This window comes from Pararhizobium polonicum, assembly GCF_001687365.1.
In the GTDB taxonomy this organism is placed as follows: domain Bacteria; phylum Pseudomonadota; class Alphaproteobacteria; order Rhizobiales; family Rhizobiaceae; genus Pararhizobium; species Pararhizobium polonicum.
The window spans coordinates 246,463-265,224 of sequence record NZ_LGLV01000004.1 but is presented as its reverse complement, the minus strand read 5'-3'; the positions used below and the strand labels follow the sequence as shown (position 1 = coordinate 265,224).

Genomic DNA, 18,762 nt, shown 5'->3' with positions numbered 1-18,762 from the left:
AAGCCACCGGGCCGCTGCCCAGGCGGCCTACTTCACAAAGCCGGGGCCGAAGCCGAGGATCTTGTCGTCGATCTCTCCGATCGCGCTCTTGTCCTTGCCGTCGTAATCGAGCGTCTTGAGGATATGGCGGATCAGATCCAGCCGGGCGCGGCGCTTGTCGTTGGCGCGAACGACTGTCCACGGCGCATGATCGCTATGGGTTTCCTTGAGCATCTGGTCGCGGGCTTCGGTATACAGGTCCCATTTCGTCAGTGCCGCGATATCCATCGGCGACAGTTTCCATACTTTCAGCGGGTCGTGGCGCCGGTCGTGGAACCGCTTGAGCTGCATCTCGCGGCCGATGTCCAGCCAGAACTTGAAGAAGTGGATGCCGTCGCCGATGACCAGTTTTTCGACACGCGGCGTCTGCTTGAGAAAATGCTGCTGCTGTTCGGGCGTGCAGAACCCCATCACCGGCTCGACGCCGCCGCGATTGTACCAGGAGCGGTCGAACATCACGAATTCGCCAGCCGTCGGGAAATGTGTGACATAGCGCTGGTAGTACCACTGGCCCTTTTCCGTTTCCGTCGGCTTGGTCAGCGCGACGACACGGGCAGAGCGCGGGTTCATGTAGGAGTTCGTGGCATGGATCGCCCCGCCCTTGCCGGCAGCGTCGCGCCCCTCGAAAACCGCCATCACCCGCTGGCCTGTCGCCTGCAGCCAGAACTGCACCTTGACCAGCTCCACCTGCAGCTTTTCCAGCAGGCTGTCATAGCTGTCGCCATCGAGCTTCTTGTCGTAGGGATAATCGCCCGAAGACAGCGCCGCCTTGTCGATCCAGCCCGGCAGTTCCGGATTGTCGATGTCGAAAATGCGCCGCTTGCCGTTGATCTCCAGTTCGACCGGCTTGTTTTTCTCAGAATCCGTCATCATGTGCCCTCTCTGGAGTTTTGGCGGCCGGTCGCCGATTTCATGGGAGGAGGCCACAATTGAATTGCGAATTCAAGCATGCCGTGAAAATCATGTCATGAACCTCCGATATCACCGGTCAATTGCATGCCGGTAAGAGAGAGCATCTTGGAAGATACAAAAACAGTCTGGGAGCGTCTGGGGGAGAGAGCTGCCGCGGAGAAGTGGATCATCGCCCTGTCGGTCATCGCTGCGGGCGGGCTCGTTTTTTTCGGCATTCACACCATGGCCGTGCTTTTGTTCTGGCTGGTCTGGATGACGGTTCTTTTCAACCGTTCGGCCGATCCCAAGCCGCCTGTCGCGGCGGTCGCGCCGTCTGCGATGGAAGAGACCGATCTTGGCATGCTCGCCACCGTCTTCAACGCGCTCGACACGCCGATCCTGGTGGTCGCGCCGGATGAAACCGTGCTGTTGCAGAATCAGGCGGCCGAGAAAGCCTTCGGCACCATCCCGCCGAATACGGACCTGTCGGCGCGGGTGCGTTCGCCCGGCATTCTGGATATGGTGCGTGAGACGATCGTGACCGGCAAGGTGAACCAGATCGAGCATTCCGAACGGTTCCCGTCGGAGGCGGTCTATATCGTCCGCGTCGCCCCGGCCGATATCGGGCCGCAGGCGAATGGCCGGCTCTATGTCCTGTCCTATCGCGATATTTCGCAGGCCCGCCGGATCGACCGGATGCGCTCCGATTTCGTCGCCAATGCCAGCCATGAACTGAGGACACCGCTCGCCTCGCTCCGCGGTTTTATCGAGACGCTGCAGGGCCCTGCGCGCAACGATGCCAAGGCGCATGAGAAGTTCCTCGGCATCATGCACGAACAGGCGACGCGGATGAGCCGCCTTGTCGATGATCTCCTGTCCCTCTCGCGGCTGGAGTTGAAGTCCCATATCGCGCCGGATGAGGCGATCAATCTGGCGCCGCTGCTCGGCCATGTCCGCGACGCGCTGTCGCCGCTTGCCGAGGATGTCGGCGTCGAGATTTCGCTGATTGTGCCAGACGCGCCGGTCATCGTGCAGGGCGACCGCGACGAACTGACGGAAGTTTTCGAGAACTTGATCGAGAACGCCTGCAAGTATGGCCAGGAGGGCAAGAAGGTCGAAGTCACGCTCTCGGGCGGCGGCGATGTGCCGGCCGAGGTTTCGGTCCGCGATCACGGCCCGGGGATCCCCGCCGAACATGTTCCCCGTATTACCGAGCGATTCTACCGGGTGAATGTGGAGGCCAGCCGGTCGAAAAAGGGCACGGGTCTGGGGCTTGCCATCGTCAAGCATATTCTGACCCGGCACCGTGCCAGACTGCTGGTTCAATCCGAAATCGGCAAGGGCACGGTGTTTACCGTGAGGTTTTGACACAAACCCGTCGCCCGAAAACGCATATTTGAAAAATACGTCACTATTTCAAATGGTTAATCTGTCACAAATGTTTCGTCAATTTGACATAAAAGGTGTGGGCATCGGACGCTAACTAAGGTGGCCGATCGATACGGCGAAAGCGAGCGCTGGTGAAAAGCGCACCCACACAAGCCCATTATGGGAGTATTCTGATGAAGTCCTTGAAACTTACTGTTGCAGCTCTGGTTGCATCCGCCGCTTTTGCTGGCGTAGCGATCGCCCGCGACCAGATCCAGGTTGCCGGCTCCTCGACCGTTCTTCCCTACGCAAAGATCGTTGCCGAAACCTTCGGCGAAACCTTCCCCGACTTCAAGACCCCGATCGTTGAATCCGGTGGCACCGGTGCCGGCCTGAAGGAATTCTGCAAGGGTGTTGGCCCCGACACGATCGACATCGCCAATGCATCGCGCAAGATCAAGGACAGCGAGCTGGAAACCTGCAAGGCATCCGGCGTCACCGAAGTCCAGGAAGTCAAGATCGGTTATGACGGCATCGTCTTCGCGACCGACAGCGGCAATGCCGACCTGAAGCTGGTTCCGAAGGACCTGTATCTCGCTCTGGCCGCTGAAGTCGTCGTTGACGGCAAGCTCGTTGCCAACCCCTACAAGAAGTGGTCGGAAGTCAACAAGGACCTGCCGGACGTTGAAATCGCCGCCTATATCCCGGGCGAAAAGCACGGCACCCGCGAAGTCTTCGAAGAGAAGGTTCTCGCAGCGGGCTGCAAGGAAGCCGGCGCGACCGACGCGATCAAGGGCCTGGTTGCCGATGAAAAGGAAGCCGCCAAGAAGTGCATCGCCGTTCGCAAGGACGGTCTGGCCATCGACATCGACGGCGACTACACCGAAACGCTCGCTCGCATCGCGTCCAACAAGAACGGCATCGGCGTCTTCGGCCTGTCCTTCTTTGAAAACAACGCCGACAAGCTGAAGGTCGCAACCGTCAACGGCATCGTTCCGACGACCGAAACGATCGCTTCCGGCGAATATCCGGTGTCCCGCCCGCTGTTCTTCTACGTCAAGAAGGCACATCTCGGCGTTATCCCGGGCCTCAAGGAATATGTCGAATTCTTCCTCGACGACCAGATGATCGGCCCTGACAGCCCGCTTGCTTCCTACGGCCTCGTACCGGCTCCGGATGCAGAACGTGAAGCTGACCGCAAGGCCTTCACCGACGGCGGCCTGCTCTAATCCAGGAGCGCAATTACGGCACGGCAGTTCTTGCCGTGCCGGACCTCCCGAGTTCGGATTTGCCGGCTTTCCATGATTGACAAGGCCGGGGGGATATATTGATGAACACCTCTCTTATTCTGCTGATTGTTTTGATTGTCGGTCTGGCGGCCTATTTTGCCGGCCGCGCGCGCGCGGTGGCAAGCTCTAAGGGCAAGCTGTCGGTATTGCATTCCCTTCCAGGGTATCATGGCGTCTATGTCGCCATCTGGGCGGTCCTGCCGGCCGCGGTGGTTCTCGCCGTCTGGCTGATCGCCAGCCCGTTTGTCATCGAAAGTGCCGTTCGCGCCTCGCTGCCCGAAACCGTGCGCAGTCAGGGCGGCGCAACCACGCAGCTGATGCTCGGCCAGGTGATGTCCGTTGCCAATGGCCTCAAGCTGCTCAATGCGGACGAACTGGCGGCCGTAACCAGCGGCTCCAGCAATCTGCGTGACGCGCTGGCCGCCAAGGGCGTGCCGATGGCCAATGCCGGTGAAGCCTACATGGTCGCATCCGCGCAGGAATATAATTCTCTGAAGGACGGCAGCCGCTGGGCGATGAGCGCGGTCGTGTTGATCATTGCCATTGCGGGCGCATTCTTTTCCATCCGTGGTATCTCGGCGTCGTTGCGGGCGAGAAACCGCGTCGAGCGCGTCATGCTGGGCGCGCTGCTGCTGGCATCGTCGATCGCGATCCTGACGACGGTCGGCATTGTCGGGTCGATGCTGTCGGAAGCCATCCGCTTCTTCCAGTCGGTTTCGCCCAGCGCCTTCTTCTTCGGCACGGTCTGGGATCCACGCTTTTCCGCTGCGGGCAGCGGAGGCACGGAAGGCCAGTTCGGCCTGCTGCCGCTGCTGGCCGGAACGCTTTATATCGCTTTCGTCGCCATGCTTTTTGCGGTGCCGGTCGGTCTCTTCGCAGCCATCTACATGGCGGAATATGCCAAGCCCGCCGTGCGTGGCATCGCCAAGCCGCTTCTGGAAATCCTCGCCGGCATCCCGACCATCGTCTACGGCTTTTTCGCCCTGGTCACGGTCGGGCCTTTCCTTCGCGATATGTCGGCGCAGCTGAACGGGCTGGTGACCGGCAACTACGTCAACTTCATCCAGGCGCAGAGCGTTCTGACGGCCGGCCTGGTGATGGGCATCATGCTGATCCCGTTCGTGTCGTCTCTGTCGGACGATATCATCACGCAGGTGCCCGGCTCGCTGCGCGATGGCTCGCTTGGCCTCGGTGCGACCCGCTCTGAAACCATCAAGCGCGTCATCCTGCCCGCCGCTCTTCCCGGTATCGTCGGTGCATTGCTTCTGACGGCATCGCGTGCCGTCGGTGAAACCATGATCGTGGTTCTGGCCGCCGGGGTCGCTGCGCGCATGCAGCTCAATCCCTTCGAGGCGATGACGACGGTGACGGTCAAGATCGTCAATCAGCTGACCGGCGACCTTGAGTTCAATTCGCCGCAGACGCTGGTTGCCTTTGCGCTTGGCATCACCCTGTTTGCCATCACACTCTGCCTCAACATCTATGCACTCTATATCGTGCGCAAATATCGGGAACAGTACGAATGACCGACATGACATCTTCCGTACCGTCCACCTTCGTGCGCCCGGCGCAGGCAAAGCGGGATATCGGCATCAAGCGCCGCTATGCAGCCGAGCGCCGCTTCAGGGCTTACGGCGCTGCCGCCATCCTGATCGGCCTGTTCTTCCTGTTCGTGCTTCTGTGGACCGTGGTCTCCAAAGGCTACACCGCGTTCCAGCAGACCGCGATCACGCTGCCGATCGAGTTCTCCGAAAAAGTCATCGACCCGAAGAACGAGCGCGCCCAGAACCCCGCCAAGTTGATGACGGCAAACTATCCGCTGCTGGTGCGCGATGCGCTGGTCAAGGCGCTCGCCATGGATCCGGACAACAAGCCGCTCGTCAAGCAGGCAACCGACATGGTGTCGGCAAGCGCCCGTACCCAGCTGCGCGATATCGTCGTCGCCAATCCGGCCGTGATCGGTACGACTGTCAATGTCGCGCTGCTGGCGGAAGGCAATATCGACTCGGCCAACAAGGGGCAGATCGACCTCAATGTCGCCGAAGCCAGCCGCAAGGTGAAGGACCAGCAGCTCGAATGGATGAAGACGCTGTCTGCGTCCGGCGCCATGGCCAAACAGTTCAACACCGGATTGTTCACATATGGTGCGTCCAGCCGTCCGGAAGCTGCCGGTATCGGTGTCGCGGCTCTCGGCTCGCTCTATATGATGCTGATCGTTCTTGCCCTTGCGCTTCCGATCGGGGTGGCGGCATCCATCTATCTGGAGGAGTTCGCGCCGAAGAACCGGCTGACGGATCTGATCGAGGTCAATATCAACAACCTCGCCGCCGTTCCGTCGATCGTCTACGGTCTGCTGGGCCTGTCGATCTTCATCAACTTCGCCGGCATGCCGCGCTCCGCTGCCCTCGTCGGTGGCTTGGTGCTGACGCTGATGACGTTGCCGACGATCATTATCGCCACCCGTGCGGCGCTGAAGGCGGTGCCGCCGTCGATCCGCGCGGCGGCCCTTGGCCTTGGTGCGTCGAAGATGCAGACGATCTTCCATCACGTCCTGCCGCTGGCCATGCCGGGCGTGCTCACTGGTACGATCATCGGCCTGGCCCATGCGCTCGGCGAAACCGCGCCGCTGCTTTTGATCGGCATGGTCGCCTTCGTCGTCGATTATCCCGGCTCGCCGATGGATCCGTCCACAGCTCTGCCCGTGCAGATCTATATGTGGGCCAATGAAGCCGAACGTGCATTTGTCGAACGGACCTCGGGTGCGATCATGGTTCTCCTGATCTTCCTCGTCGTCATGAACCTTGGCGCAATCCTGTTGCGGCGTCGCTTTGAGCGGCGCTGGTAGTGAGGTAGAAACATGAACATGATGTCAGAAGCAGCAGTCGAAAAGGCCTTGGATCAGAAAATGAACACTGTTCCCTTCAAGATGATCGGAAAGGATGTTTCGGTCTATTACGGCGAGAAGCGGGCGCTTTTCGATGTGAATCTCAATGTCCGCGAAAACACCGTGACCGCCCTGATCGGCCCCTCCGGCTGCGGCAAGTCGACATTCCTGCGGACCCTGAACCGCATGAACGATACGATCGACAGCTGCCGCGTCACCGGCAAGATCACTCTCGATGACGGCGATATCTACGATCCGAGCATCGACGTCGTCGAGCTTCGCGCCCGTGTCGGTATGGTTTTCCAGAAGCCCAACCCGTTCCCGAAGTCGATCTACGAGAACGTCACCTACGGCCCGAAGATCCATGGTCTTGCCCGCACCAAGGCGGAATTCGACCAGATCGTCGAGAGTAGCCTTCAGAAGGCCGGTCTCTGGAACGAAGTGAAGGATCGTCTGCATGAATCCGGTACCGGTCTGTCCGGCGGCCAGCAGCAGCGCCTGTGCATTGCCCGCGCCGTTGCCGTCAGCCCGGAAGTCATCCTGATGGACGAGCCCTGTTCGGCGCTGGATCCGATCGCCACCGCCAAGGTCGAGGAACTGATCCACGAACTGCGCGCCAACTATACGATCGTCATCGTCACGCACTCGATGCAGCAGGCTGCCCGTGTTTCGCAGCGCACCGCCATGTTCCATCTCGGCAATCTCGTCGAAGAGAACGACACCGACAAGATGTTCACCAATCCGGACGACCAGCGCACGCAGGATTACATCATGGGCCGCTTCGGCTGAGGACGTTTCCTGTTGCCTGCCGGTGTTTCGGCAAGGCCGCTGTCTTTGAAACCGGATTGTGATCGCAAGGAAAAACAATCATGTCTACGCACATTGCTTCCGTCTATGACGAAGATCTGAAGTACCTGACCCGGCGCATTTCCGAGATGGGCGGCCTCGCCGAACAGATGGTGGCCGAATCCGTGCGCGCGCTGGTCAATTCCGACCTGGCGCTCGCCCAGAAGGTCATTTCCGACGATGCCATTCTCGATGATGCCGAGCGTCAGATCGGCGAAAAGGCGATCGTCACGATCGCCAAGCGCCAGCCTGTAGCCTCGGATCTGCGCGAGATCATGGGGTCGATCCGCATCGCCGCCGATCTGGAACGGGTCGGCGATCTCGGCAAGAACACGGCCAAGCGCGTCATCGCCGTGTCGAGTGCCAGCCTTCCGCGCCAGCTTGCCCGCGGCCTGGAGCATCTGGCCGAACTTGCGCTCGTCCAGCTCAAGGAGGTGCTCGACGTTTACGCCTCCCGCTCGCCGGAAAAGGCCAACAGCATCCGCGAGCGCGACAACGAGATCGACGCGATCTACACCTCGCTGTTTCGCGAGCTTCTGACCTACATGATGGAAGATCCGCGCAACATCACGCCCTGCACGCATCTTCTGTTCTGCGCCAAGAATATCGAGCGCATTGGCGATCACGCCACCAACATCGCCGAGACGATCTATTACATGGCGACCGGTGCGCAGCCCGTCGGCGAGCGTCCGAAGGACGACACTGCCAACACCGTCGGCGCGATCGGCAATTGATCGCGCGGATTAAGTAAGTAAATTCTTACGCATGACTGCGCGGGCGGCCAATGGAGCCGCTCCGCAAGCCACAGGTCCGGCGGACCGGGCGCCAAGGAGCCTAACTGCATGTTGCCAAGAATTGCCGTTGTTGAAGATGAGGAGGCGCTCAGCGTTCTCCTGCGTTACAATCTTGAGGCCGAAGGGTTCGAAGTCGATACGATCAATCGTGGCGACGAGGCCGAAATGCGCCTGCAGGAACGCCTGCCGGATCTGCTGATCCTTGATTGGATGCTCCCGGGCGTTTCCGGCATCGAACTGTGCCGGCGTCTGCGCCAGCGGTCCGAGACCGAGCGTCTGCCGATCATCATGCTGACGGCGCGGGGAGAAGAGAGCGAACGTGTTCGCGGCCTTGCCACCGGCGCCGACGATTATGTGGTCAAGCCATTTTCGACACCGGAGCTGATGGCCCGGGTGAAGGCAATGTTGCGCCGGGCGAAACCGGAGGTTCTCTCGACATTGCTGAAATGCGGCGATATCGAGCTCGACCGCGAAACCCACCGCGTTCATCGCAAGACCCGCGAAGTTCGCCTGGGGCCGACCGAATTCCGCCTTCTTGAATTCTTCATGGCCTCGCCTGGCCGGGTTTTTTCGCGTTCGCAGCTTCTGGACGGTGTCTGGGGCCAAGACATCTATGTCGATGAGCGCACGGTGGACGTCCATGTCGGCCGCCTGCGCAAGGCGCTGAATTTTTCCAACATGCAGGACGTGATCCGCACGGTGCGCGGCGCGGGCTATTCGCTGGAAAGCTGAGCAATTACGGATATGGCGAAAGCCGTCAGGCGCTGCCTTGCGGTTCGCCGATCTCGACGGCATGGCCGTCGGGATCGTATAGACGAAACACCCTCTGTCCCCATGGTTGCGTCTCGATGGGGTGGATGAGGTTCACGTTCGAAGAGATGCGCTCGAAAAGCGCGTCGAGATTGTCGTGTTCGAAATAGAGCAGGATATTCTGGCGGCCATACGGCTCCGAAACGGCTGTCGTCCGTCCCCAGACCGTTATTTCCAGGGATTTGCCCTCATGCATTGCAAAGCCGGTTTCAAACATGACGAAATTGCCGAAGTCCTGCGTGATCGCCAATCCCAGTATCTCGCAATAAAAGGTTTTCGAGATGCTGATATCCCGCACGAACGGGATAGGATTGACGAACCGCATGCCGACCCGGCCTTATCGTGCCCGGCGGCGCTCACCGGAAGGCTGGTAGGCCAGTTTCGCGTGGAAGGTGCAGTAGGGGGACGTGTCGGGGGAGTCGTTGCCGCAAAAATGGAACTCGTCCTTCATCGGGTCGCCGATCGGCCACTTGCAGGTGCGGTCGGTCAGCTCCGTCAGCACCAGGCGGCGCGACATCGGAACGACGACGTTGCCGACCGGTGCCGTTTCCTGATCCTCGATGACGTCGATTTCGACTTCTTCCTTCATGACGGTGGCGCCGGCCGTGCGTGTCACGGTGCGGGTGGTCATGCGCGAGGCATAGTTCGGTGCACGCGGCGCGGACGTCGCGGGGCGCTTGGCGCGCGTGGTCGCCGCCGTGCTGCCGCCGGCCTTGGCGCGGCCGGGCAGGCAAAGCCGGTGAACCTTGCCGATGACGGCGTTGCGGCTGACGCCGCCGAGTTGAGCTGCGATCTGGCTCGCGCTCAAACCCTCGGACCACAATTTCTTGAGTTTCTCGACCCGCTCGTCAGTCCAGTTCATGGTCTTGTCTCCATTCCCAGCGTTGGTGTTGGTCGAATCCTCCACCGAACCCCGGATAGGCTCCGAGGTTGAAACGCGATAACACTTTTGGTGACTAGGTCCGCCGCATGCGTTCTAGTAATTGTTTATTAACGTAGAGACCGGGGGACTCCCTGACAAGAGTCCCTTGAATCCCACCGAATCGATTTCTGAGTTTTCCCCAACTTGCTTGTCATGCGTGGCATTTTTGCAAGGGTATCCGGCTAAAAAAATCGCATCGCCTGTATCCGCGCGAATTGCCGCAAATCGTGGGCTTTTGTTGACATCGCAGTGCGAAATGAAGATAGTGCCCTCGCCGCCGCGAGGCGGCATTTTGATTTTTTATGGGTTGGCCTCAGCCCGAAACGAACAATTGACCGAAACAATCACTGCGATGATTGAGGAGACCTGCGCCATGGCCGCTGCCACGCCGCTTTATGACACATATGCTCGCGCCCCTTTGCGGTTCGAGCGCGGCGAAGGCGTCTGGCTGATCGCCGAGGATGGCACGCGCTATCTCGATTTTGCTGCCGGCGTCGCGGTCAATTCGCTCGGCCATGCCCATCCGCATCTCGTTTCGGCGTTGAAGGAACAGGCGGAAAAGGTCTGGCATCTGTCCAATCTGTATGAGGTTCCCGGTCAGGAAAGCCTCAGCCGCCGCCTGACGGAAGCAACCTTTGCCGACAAGGTGTTCTTCACCAACTCCGGTGCGGAGGCGCTCGAATGCGCCATCAAGACGGCACGGCGCTATCATTTCGCCAAGGGTCAGCCGGAAAAATTCCACATCATCACCTTCGAGGGCGCCTTTCATGGCCGCACGCTGGCGACGATCGCCGCCGGTGGCCAGGCGAAATATCTCGAAGGTTTCGGCCCGAAGGCGCCGGGTTTCTATCAGGTGCCGTTCGACGATATGGCAGCACTGAAGGCGGCGATCACCGAAGAAACCGCCGCGATCCTGATCGAGCCGATCCAGGGCGAGGGCGGCATCCGCACGGTGTCGAAGGAGTTCCTGCAGGAACTGCGGGCGCTGTGCGACGAATACGGCCTGCTGCTGGTCCTCGACGAGGTCCAGTCCGGCGTCGGCCGCACAGGCAAGCTCTTTGCCCATGAATGGGCGGGTATCACGCCGGATATCATGGCTGTTGCCAAGGGTATCGGCGGCGGCTTCCCGCTTGGCGCCTGCCTTGCGACCGAGGATGCGGCTTCCGGCATGATCGCCGGTACGCACGGCTCGACCTATGGCGGCAACCCGCTGGCCATGGCCGTTGGCAATGCCGTTCTGGATGTCATCCTTGCGGATGATTTCCTGCAGCATGTGCGCGATGTCTCGCTGGTCTTCCGCCAGGGGCTTGCCTCGCTTGCCGACCGTTTCCCCGATGTCATCGAGGAAATCCGCGGCGAGGGCCTGATGCTCGGCATCAAGGCCAAGGTACCGTCGACCGATCTGCTCAAGGCCATCCGGGCCGAAAAACTGCTGGCCGTGCCGGCGGGCGAAAATGTCATCCGCCTGCTGCCGCCGCTGGTGACGACGGCCGAGGAGGCCCGTGAAGGTCTGGCGCGGCTGGAGCGCGCCGCCGAACAGCTCACAGTGGAACGACGACAGGCCTCCGCCTGAACGACGCTCCCCTTACGCTGAAAAACACAGGACTTTGAATAGAATGGCCGGCACCAGACATTTTCTCGATCTTTCCGCCATGACGACGGGCGACCTCCGGACGATCATCGAGGACGCCCGCGTCCGCAAGGCAGCCACCAAGGCAGGCACGGCTGAAAAGCCACTGGCCGGCAAGATGCTGGCGATGATCTTCGAAAAGCCATCGACCCGCACGCGCGTGTCCTTCGACGTCGGCATGCGCCAGCTTGGCGGCGAGACGCTGTTCCTCTCCGGCACCGAGATGCAGCTCGGCCGCGCCGAAACCATTGGCGATACGGCCAAGGTTCTCTCGCGCTATGTCGACGCGATCATGATCCGCACCACCGATCATACGCGCCTGCTGGAGCTGGCCGAACACGCCACCGTTCCGGTCATCAACGGCCTCACGGATACCACGCACCCCTGCCAGATCATGGCTGATATCATGACCTTCGAGGAGCATGGCGGCCCGGTGAAGGGCAAGACGATCGCCTGGACCGGCGACGGCAACAATGTGCTGCATTCCTTCATCGAAGGCTCGGCCCGTTTCGGCTACCGGATGAACATGGCAGTGCCGCTCGGCTCGGAGCCCGACGACAAGATCCTCAACTGGGCCCGCAACAACGGTGGCGAGATCAAGCTCTATCATGACGCCGATCAGGCCGTGGACGGCGCGCATTGCGTGGTCACCGACACATGGGTGTCGATGAACCAGGAACACCGCGCCCGCGGGCACAATGTTTTCCAGCCGTTCCAGGTCAATGCCGCGCTGATGGCGAAGGCCGACAAGGACGCACTGTTCATGCATTGCCTGCCCGCCCACCGAGGCGAGGAGGTCACTGACGACGTGATCGACGGCAAGCAGTCGGTCGTGTTCGACGAGGCGGAGAACCGTCTGCATGCGCAGAAATCGGTTCTCGCCTGGTGCCTCGGCGCCCTGTAAGGGGCGTTGTGCCGGGCATATTGAAAACCGGACCGCGGCACACGATCTATGCTGCAAGATGATGACCGGCGGGAGGCTTGGCTTCCCGTGCCGGTCATTTGTGTTTGAGACTATCCAGCCATCCGTTTCGCTGTCCAAACTGGAGGCGATCGGAAAGAGCAGCCGTTTTTTCAGCAACGATCTGGACAAAGCGGGCCTGCGCAGGATCAATAAGAGCGTCGGACATCGCGTCGCCCAGGGCTCCGGCCTTTGTGGTGCGCGGATGTGCGGGGGCTAAGGAGCAGAATGATGACGGAAACCCTATCGGGCCTCGGCCAGTTCGATTTCGCCGGCGACGATCATGTCGTGCCGTTTCAGGTTGAAGGCCTCGACGTGCGTGGCCGTGCCGTCCAGCTCGGTCCGATGCTGGATGCCATTCTCGAGCGCCACAACTATCCGTTGCCGGTCGCCCGCCTCGTTGCCGAGACGGTCGTGCTGACGGTTCTGCTCGGTACCTCGCTGAAATTCGAAGGCAAGCTGATCATCCAGACCAAGGGCAACGGCCCCGTCGATCTCGTCGTCGCCGATTTCTCGACGCCCGACCGGGTGCGCGCCTATGCCCGCTACAACGAGGAGGCTCTGTCGATCGCCGAGCAGAACGGCCTGACCCAGCCTCAGCATCTGCTGGGCGAGGGCATTCTGGCTTTCACCATCGACCAGGGTGCGCATATGCAGCGCTACCAGGGCATCGTGCCGCTCGATGGCGCGTCTCTCGAAGAGATCGCCGGTGTCTATTTCCGTCAGTCGGAGCAGATCCCGACGAAGGTGCGCCTCGGCGTCGCCGAGCTGCTCGACCGCGACGAAAATGGCAAGCCGCGCCATCGCTGGCGGGCCGGCGGCATGGTCGCGCAGTTCCTGCCGGAAACGCTGGAGCGCATGCGCCAGCCGGATCTTCCCGGCGGCGATGGCGACGCGGCGGATGACGATGCTGACTTCGAGGTCGATGATCTTTGGGGCGAGGCGAGCGTCATGGTTCAGACCATCGACGCCGATGAACTGACCGATCCGACGGTCGGCACCGAGCGGCTGCTCTACAGGCTGTTCCACGAACGCGGCGTCAAGGTCTATCCGCCACAGGCGGTCTACGACAAGTGCAGCTGTTCGCGGGAAAGGCTGCGCGACGTCCTGGCCAGCCTGAGCCAGGAGGATATCGATCATACGGTCGAGGACGGAATGGTTTCGGTCACCTGCGAGTTCTGCTCGACGACCTACCGTTTCGAGGCAACGGAAGTGCGGCCGCAGTAATCAGCGGCTGTGCCAGGCCGCGCGGCTGTCAGTTCAGCGTGCGGTTCTGGCCGGGTGAATCGAGCGAGAAGGCGGGAATGTCCACCGTGAAGGACTCGCCTTCCGTGGTTTCCATCGAATAATGGCCGAACATCACGCCGGATGGCGTGTCGAGCGGGCAGCCGGACGAATATTCATAGGTATCGCCGGGATTGAGAACCGGCTGCTCGCCAATGACGCCCGGCCCATTGACCTCGTCCACCTGGCCGTTTTCATCGGTAATATGCCAATAGCGCGTCATCAGCCGCACCGTGTTGTCGGAAAGGTTGGAGATCAGGATGCGGTATCCCCAGACATAGCGGCTGTCATCCGGATCGGACTGCTCCTCCAGATAATAGGGCTCAACGGTCACCTCGATGTCGCGAGTCAGCGCGCGATACATATGCAAACCCTTTTCAAGTCTTTCGGCGATATTCTACAACAAGATGGTTTCGTCAAGAATAACGGACACGGTAAAACTGTCAGGATAAGGCACAGATGCTGGACGGCCATATCAGAAAGCGGCTTGCCCCCTGGCTTGACCATGGCGGCCAGGCCCTGGCCCGTCGCGGCATCAGTGCGAACACGGTCACGGTCGCCGGCTTCCTGATCGGCCTGGCCGCCGCTGTCGCCATTATCCTGGATGAATTCGTGCTGGCGTTTCTGCTGGTCGCGGCCAGCCGGATCTGTGACGGTCTGGATGGCGCGGTAGCAAGGGCAACGGAAAAGACGGATTTCGGCGGCTTCCTCGATATCGTCCTCGACTTCGCCTTCTACGGCCTCATTCCGCTCGCCTTCATCCTGTCCGATCCGTATGAAAACGGCGCGGCGGGCGGCCTGCTGCTTCTGTCCTTCTATATCAACGGGGCAAGCTTCCTTGCCTTTGCCATCATGGCCGCGAAGCGCGGGCTGTCGACGCAGGTGAGGGGCGCGAAATCGCTCTATTTCACGACGGGGCTTGCCGAGGCTAGCGAAACGATCGCCGTGTTTCTGGCCTTCTGCCTTTTCCCGCAGTGGTTTTCGGAAATCGCCGTCCTCTTCGCGCTCGTCTGTTTCTACACGGCGCTGTCACGGATCATGTTGGCGCGGATAAGCTTCAAAGCGGAAAAGCAGACATAGAAAAACGCCCGCATCCGGCTGGATACGGGCGTCTCATAGGAGCCGTGGATCAGGCCTGGACGGACTTCAGCGCGCGGGCAAAATCCTCGATCAGGTCTTCGCTGTCCTCGATGCCGGCCGAGAAGCGCACCGTGCCCGGCGAAATGCCGAGTTCAGCACGGGCTTCGTCCGAGAGGTTCTTGTGCGTCGTTGTTGCCGGATGAGTGATCAGGCTCTTCGAGTCGCCGAGATTGTTGGAGATCAGCACCGTGTCGAGCGCGTTCTGAAGGGCGAAGGCTGCGTCCTTGCCGCCTTTCAGTTCGAAGCACACCAGCGTCGATCCGCCCTTCATCTGCCGGGCAATGATGTCGGCCTGCGGATGGTCCTTGCGGCCGGGATAGATCACCTTGGCGATCTGGCTCTGCTCGGCGAGGAAATCGGCGACACGCGCGGCATTCTCGCTCTGCTGGCGCACGCGCAAGGGCAGGGTCTCGATGCCCTTCAGCAGCGTCCAGGCATTGAACGGCGACAGGGCAGGGCCGGTGTGGCGGAAATAGTCGTGCAGGTTCTCGTTGATCCATTCCTTGTCGGACAGGATGACGCCGCCGAGGCAACGGCCCTGGCCGTCGATATGCTTGGTCGCGGAATAGACGACGATATGGGCGCCCAGTTCCAGCGGCTTCTGCAAAAGCGGCGTTGCAAAGACGTTATCGACGATCACCTTGGCACCGATCGCGTTGGCGATCTTGGCGACACCTGCGATATCAACCACTTCCAGCGTCGGATTGGTCGGGCTTTCGAGGAAGAACACCTTGGTGTTCGGCTTGACCGCCTTTTCCCAGTTTTCGAGGAAACGTCCGTCGATCAGCGTGAATTCGATGCCGTATTTCGGCGCCAGCGTTTCCACGACCCAGCGGCAGGAGCCGAACAGGGCGCGGGCGGCAACGATATGGTCGCCGGCCTTCAGCTGGCAGAGGATGGCGGCCGAGACCGCGGCCATGCCGGATGCCGTGGCGCGCGCGTCTTCTGCGCCTTCCAGCATGCACATGCGCTGTTCGAACATGTCGTTGGTCGGGCTGCCGTAGCGGGCATAGATGAAGCCGTCGGTCTCGCCCTTGAAGCGCGCTTCGGCAGCCTCGGAGCTGTCGTAGACGAAGCCCTGCGTCATGAAGATGGCTTCGGAGGTTTCACCATGGTTTGAACGGGTCGTGCCGCCATGAACGAGCTGTGTCGCGGGGCGCCAATTTTTGCTCATCGATTGTCTCTTTCAAAACAAAAAAACCGGCCGCAAAAAAGCAAGCCGGTTTCAAACCCGGCCTTTTTAGCTATTTGTTTAACGTGGCTGCAAGCCGACCGGCCAAATCACCACGGGATAATTCCTCAAATACTGCGCAAGCGCGCTTGCGTCAATTCCCCCGAACAAGAAGATATGTCACAGGGACAATTTGGTTTATGACGTGCCGGTTGCGGCAAAAAGGAAAACGGGAATGACGAGGGCCACGGGCATTCTAGCCGATCGCGCCATTGCGGCGCTGTTTGATGCGGGACGGTTGAAAAGCGAGGACCGGCTCGATGACGATCAGATCCAGCCCGCAAGCCTCGACCTGCGCCTGGGCTCGATCGCCTTCCGCGTCCGCGCCAGCTTCATGCCGGGCCCCGGCCATCTGGTCGCCGACAAGCTCGACCGGCTGAAGCTGCACGTCATCGATCTCTCCGAAGGCGCGGTGCTGGAAACCGGCTGCGTCTACATCGTGCCGCTGATGGAAAGCCTCGATCTCCCGGTCGGCATGTCGGCCTCCGCCAATCCGAAAAGCTCGACCGGCCGTCTCGATATCTTCACCCGTGTCATCACCGACCGCGCCCAGGAGTTTGACAAGATCCCGGCCGGCTATTCCGGCCCGCTCTACCTCGAAATCAGCCCGCGCACCTTCCCGGTCATCGTCCGGCGCGGTTCGCGCCTCTCACAGATCCGCTTCCGCATCGGCCATGCGCTGCTCAGTGAAACCGAGCTGCTTGCCCTGCACGAAAGCGATGTGCTGGTTGCGAGCGATACGCCGAACGTATCCGGCGGCGGCATTGCGCTTTCCATCGACCTCAAGGGCACCGGCGCCGATGGTCTCATCGGCTACCGCGGCAAGCACCACACAGCCGTCGTCGATGTCGACAAGAAGGCGGTGCACGGCATCTTCGATTTCTGGGAGCCGCTTTACAGCCGTGGCCGCGACGAACTGATCCTCGATCCCGACGAGTTCTACATCCTCGTCTCGCGCGAGGCGGTGCATGTGCCGCCGCTCTATGCCGCCGAAATGACGCCGTTCGATCCGCTGGTCGGCGAGTTCCGCGTCCACTATGCCGGCTTCTTCGATCCCGGCTTCGGCCATGTCTCGGCCGGCGGCAAGGGCAGCCGCGCCGTGCTCGAGGTCCGCAGCCACGAAGTCCCGTTCATCCTCGAACACGGCCAGATCGTCGGCCGGCTGGTCTACGAACACATGATGGAACGGCCGGAAGGGCTTTATGGCCTCGGTCTCGGCTCCAACTATCAGGCACAGGGCCTGAAGCTCTCCAAGCATTTCCGCTCGGAGTAAATAGGCATCCGGAAAATCGGATGCCGCCTTGACAGGCAGCCGTGCTTGGTGGAAACCTCAAGCGCAAGGCGGGTATGATGTAGTGGTAGCTTGTCAGCTTCCCAAGCTGATCGTGCGGGTTCGATTCCCGCTACCCGCTCCACCTTGTTTCTCAGGGCTTTGCGACCAGTCCTGGCAGCCTCTCAACCAGACGATTTTACAGGCAGTTTTACAGCTTTCGTTCTGGCTTTGGCCTTGTCGATCTGTCTGATGACTACTTTGGTGGCTACCGTGTGCGGCACAGGCGGTGAAATGGGATTTCATTCGCATAGGCTAAATTTGCTGCATTGCAACAAAGGTGATCGCACGCTATCGTCCGGATTGGGCTGTGGTATCGGGGACAAGGATTTGTGAAAAAATCCTTGTCATACGCAAGGATATCGGATGCACGGCCCCCAAAAATCCAAACAGCAGGACCTGGAAACCATTGCCCGCAGCGGCGGCGCCCTCCGCCGCATGGTTGCGCGCATACCGACATATCTGACGGATGTCAGGGAAAACCCCGCCTGGTTGCCCATGTTCCTGCTGGCGCGGACAATGCCGTTCCGCAGGGCGCATTGGCTGATGGCCAAACGCGTGCGCTCCAGCGCGAATACCGCGCCGTCGATGTTCGGTGACCTGCGGGCGGAGGCGATCGCGGCCGAACTCAGGCGAACCGGTATCTTTACCGGTCTGACGCTGCCTGCATCGATCCAGGCAGAGATCGCCCGTTTCGGGCACGAAACGCCGTGTTTCGGCAATTTCGACCGCAAGCTTGAGTTTCTCGCCGGCGGGCATGTCGATGCCGAGCAGCATTTCGGGCGCACGATACTGAGCGGCCATCATTTCGAGCGGGTCCTGCAATGCGAGGCTGCTCTGGCGGTACAGCGCGATCCACTGCTCCTCGATGTCTCCAGGCATTATCTCGGTGGGGAAGCCAAATTGATCACGACGCGGACATGGTGGAGCTTCCCGACGAAGTCCGCCTCCGAGGCGGATCTCAGCCGCGCCTCGTTCAAATTCCACTTCGACCTCGATGATTGGCGGATGTTGAAGTTCTTCTTTTACCTCTCCGACGTCGATGCCGATGCGGGGCCGCATGTCTATGTGCGGGGAAGCCACAACAGGCGGCGTGTGAAACATCAATTGACGCTGCTCGTGGGGCATCCGGCGCATGAGGTGCTGGGCTTCTACGGCGAAGACAGCGCCATCACCCTGACCGGAAAGGCGGGCTCGGGGTTCGTCGAGGACCCGTTTGGCTTCCATATGGGGACATTGGCCAAGCAGTCGCCGCGATTGATGATGGAGGTTGGGTTTGGCGTGTCGAAGCCGTCGAAGCGCCGCTATCATGGCGAACCGGTCGTCCGGTGACGCTTTCACCC

18 protein-coding genes, 1 tRNA gene and 1 riboswitch are annotated in these 18,762 nt (G+C 60.7%); of the genes, 14 read left to right on the top strand and 5 right to left on the bottom strand.

Translation table 11 applies throughout. The annotated features are described in order from the left end of the window. Positions 1-27: 27 nt before the first annotated feature. Complete coding sequence (gene ppk2, locus ADU59_RS02960; RefSeq protein ID WP_068952529.1) at positions 28-909, bottom strand: polyphosphate kinase 2; 882 nt, start codon at positions 907-909, stop codon at positions 28-30. 126 nt (positions 910-1,035) lie between these two features. Here ppk2 and phoR point away from each other — a divergent pair, with 126 nt between their 5' ends. From phoR to phoB, 7 genes are all read left to right on the top strand, one after another. Then, a complete protein-coding gene (gene phoR / locus ADU59_RS02955; RefSeq protein WP_068951518.1) occupies positions 1,036-2,298 on the top strand; it encodes a phosphate regulon sensor histidine kinase PhoR in 1,263 nt (420 codons plus the stop codon). Positions 2,299-2,492: 194 nt separating this feature from the next. Then, positions 2,493-3,527 carry a substrate-binding domain-containing protein gene (locus tag ADU59_RS02950; RefSeq protein ID WP_068951516.1) on the top strand — a complete coding sequence of 345 codons (1,035 nt, stop codon included), beginning with the start codon at positions 2,493-2,495 and terminating at the stop codon, positions 3,525-3,527. Positions 3,528-3,628: 101 nt separating this feature from the next. Then, positions 3,629-5,113, top strand: a complete 1,485-nt coding sequence (gene pstC / locus ADU59_RS02945) for a phosphate ABC transporter permease subunit PstC (RefSeq protein WP_068951514.1) — start codon at positions 3,629-3,631, stop codon at positions 5,111-5,113. Next, entirely contained in the window at positions 5,110-6,432 is a 1,323-nt protein-coding gene (gene pstA, locus ADU59_RS02940; RefSeq protein ID WP_068951512.1) for a phosphate ABC transporter permease PstA, read from the top strand. The genes pstC and pstA overlap by 4 nt, the downstream gene beginning before the upstream one ends. Before the next feature lie 12 nt (positions 6,433-6,444). Next, positions 6,445-7,260, top strand: a complete 816-nt coding sequence (gene pstB, locus ADU59_RS02935) for a phosphate ABC transporter ATP-binding protein PstB (RefSeq protein ID WP_068951510.1) — start codon at positions 6,445-6,447, stop codon at positions 7,258-7,260. Positions 7,261-7,340: 80 nt separating this feature from the next. Next, positions 7,341-8,051: a phosphate signaling complex protein PhoU gene (gene phoU, locus ADU59_RS02930; RefSeq protein WP_425331992.1), complete on the top strand. Its 711-nt coding sequence runs from the start codon at positions 7,341-7,343 to the stop codon at positions 8,049-8,051. A 108-nt stretch (positions 8,052-8,159) separates the two neighbouring features. Further along, positions 8,160-8,843, top strand: coding sequence for a phosphate regulon transcriptional regulator PhoB (phoB, locus tag ADU59_RS02925; RefSeq protein ID WP_068951507.1), 684 nt, complete (start codon positions 8,160-8,162; stop codon positions 8,841-8,843). 25 nt (positions 8,844-8,868) lie between these two features. Here the strand turns inward: phoB and ADU59_RS02920 are convergent, their stop codons facing one another. Next, complete coding sequence (locus ADU59_RS02920; RefSeq protein ID WP_068951504.1) at positions 8,869-9,246, bottom strand: VOC family protein; 378 nt, start codon at positions 9,244-9,246, stop codon at positions 8,869-8,871. A 12-nt stretch (positions 9,247-9,258) separates the two neighbouring features. Continuing rightward, complete coding sequence (locus ADU59_RS02915) at positions 9,259-9,783, bottom strand: GcrA family cell cycle regulator (RefSeq protein WP_068951503.1); 525 nt, start codon at positions 9,781-9,783, stop codon at positions 9,259-9,261. Positions 9,784-10,216: 433 nt separating this feature from the next. On the opposite strand from ADU59_RS02915, the gene ADU59_RS02910 reads away from it, so the two are divergent. The 3 genes from ADU59_RS02910 (at position 10,217) to ADU59_RS02895 (ending at position 13,661) form a co-directional block, all read left to right on the top strand. Then, entirely contained in the window at positions 10,217-11,416 is a 1,200-nt protein-coding gene (locus ADU59_RS02910) for an aspartate aminotransferase family protein (protein ID WP_068952527.1), read from the top strand. Positions 11,417-11,459: 43 nt separating this feature from the next. Further along, entirely contained in the window at positions 11,460-12,377 is a 918-nt protein-coding gene (gene argF, locus ADU59_RS02905) for an ornithine carbamoyltransferase (RefSeq protein WP_068951501.1), read from the top strand. 288 nt (positions 12,378-12,665) lie between these two features. Next, positions 12,666-13,661 (top strand): Hsp33 family molecular chaperone, encoded by a 996-nt coding sequence (locus ADU59_RS02895; RefSeq protein WP_068951497.1) that lies wholly within the window; start codon positions 12,666-12,668, stop codon positions 13,659-13,661. A gap of 28 nt (positions 13,662-13,689) precedes the next feature. Here the strand turns inward: ADU59_RS02895 and apaG are convergent, their stop codons facing one another. Next, on the bottom strand, positions 13,690-14,082 hold the full coding sequence (gene apaG, locus ADU59_RS02890; RefSeq protein WP_068951495.1) for a Co2+/Mg2+ efflux protein ApaG: 393 nt from the start codon (positions 14,080-14,082) through the stop codon (positions 13,690-13,692). Between the two features lie 95 nt (positions 14,083-14,177). On the opposite strand from apaG, the gene ADU59_RS02885 reads away from it, so the two are divergent. Beyond that, complete coding sequence (locus ADU59_RS02885; protein WP_068951493.1) at positions 14,178-14,798, top strand: CDP-alcohol phosphatidyltransferase family protein; 621 nt, start codon at positions 14,178-14,180, stop codon at positions 14,796-14,798. A 49-nt stretch (positions 14,799-14,847) separates the two neighbouring features. On the opposite strand, the gene ADU59_RS02880 is transcribed toward ADU59_RS02885, so the two are convergent. Continuing rightward, positions 14,848-16,032, bottom strand: coding sequence for an O-succinylhomoserine sulfhydrylase (locus ADU59_RS02880; RefSeq protein ID WP_068951491.1), 1,185 nt, complete (start codon positions 16,030-16,032; stop codon positions 14,848-14,850). A gap of 45 nt (positions 16,033-16,077) precedes the next feature. Further along, positions 16,078-16,156: riboswitch (SAM riboswitch) on the bottom strand. Positions 16,157-16,264: 108 nt separating this feature from the next. Here ADU59_RS02880 and ADU59_RS02875 point away from each other — a divergent pair. From ADU59_RS02875 to ADU59_RS02865, 3 genes are all read left to right on the top strand, one after another. Next, positions 16,265-17,362 (top strand): 2'-deoxycytidine 5'-triphosphate deaminase, encoded by a 1,098-nt coding sequence (locus ADU59_RS02875; RefSeq protein ID WP_068951489.1) that lies wholly within the window; start codon positions 16,265-16,267, stop codon positions 17,360-17,362. Positions 17,363-17,430: 68 nt separating this feature from the next. Further along, positions 17,431-17,504, top strand: a tRNA-Gly gene (locus tag ADU59_RS02870). Between the two features lie 281 nt (positions 17,505-17,785). Beyond that, on the top strand, positions 17,786-18,751 hold the full coding sequence (locus ADU59_RS02865) for a phytanoyl-CoA dioxygenase family protein (RefSeq protein ID WP_068951487.1): 966 nt from the start codon (positions 17,786-17,788) through the stop codon (positions 18,749-18,751). Positions 18,752-18,762: the final 11 nt, after the last annotated feature.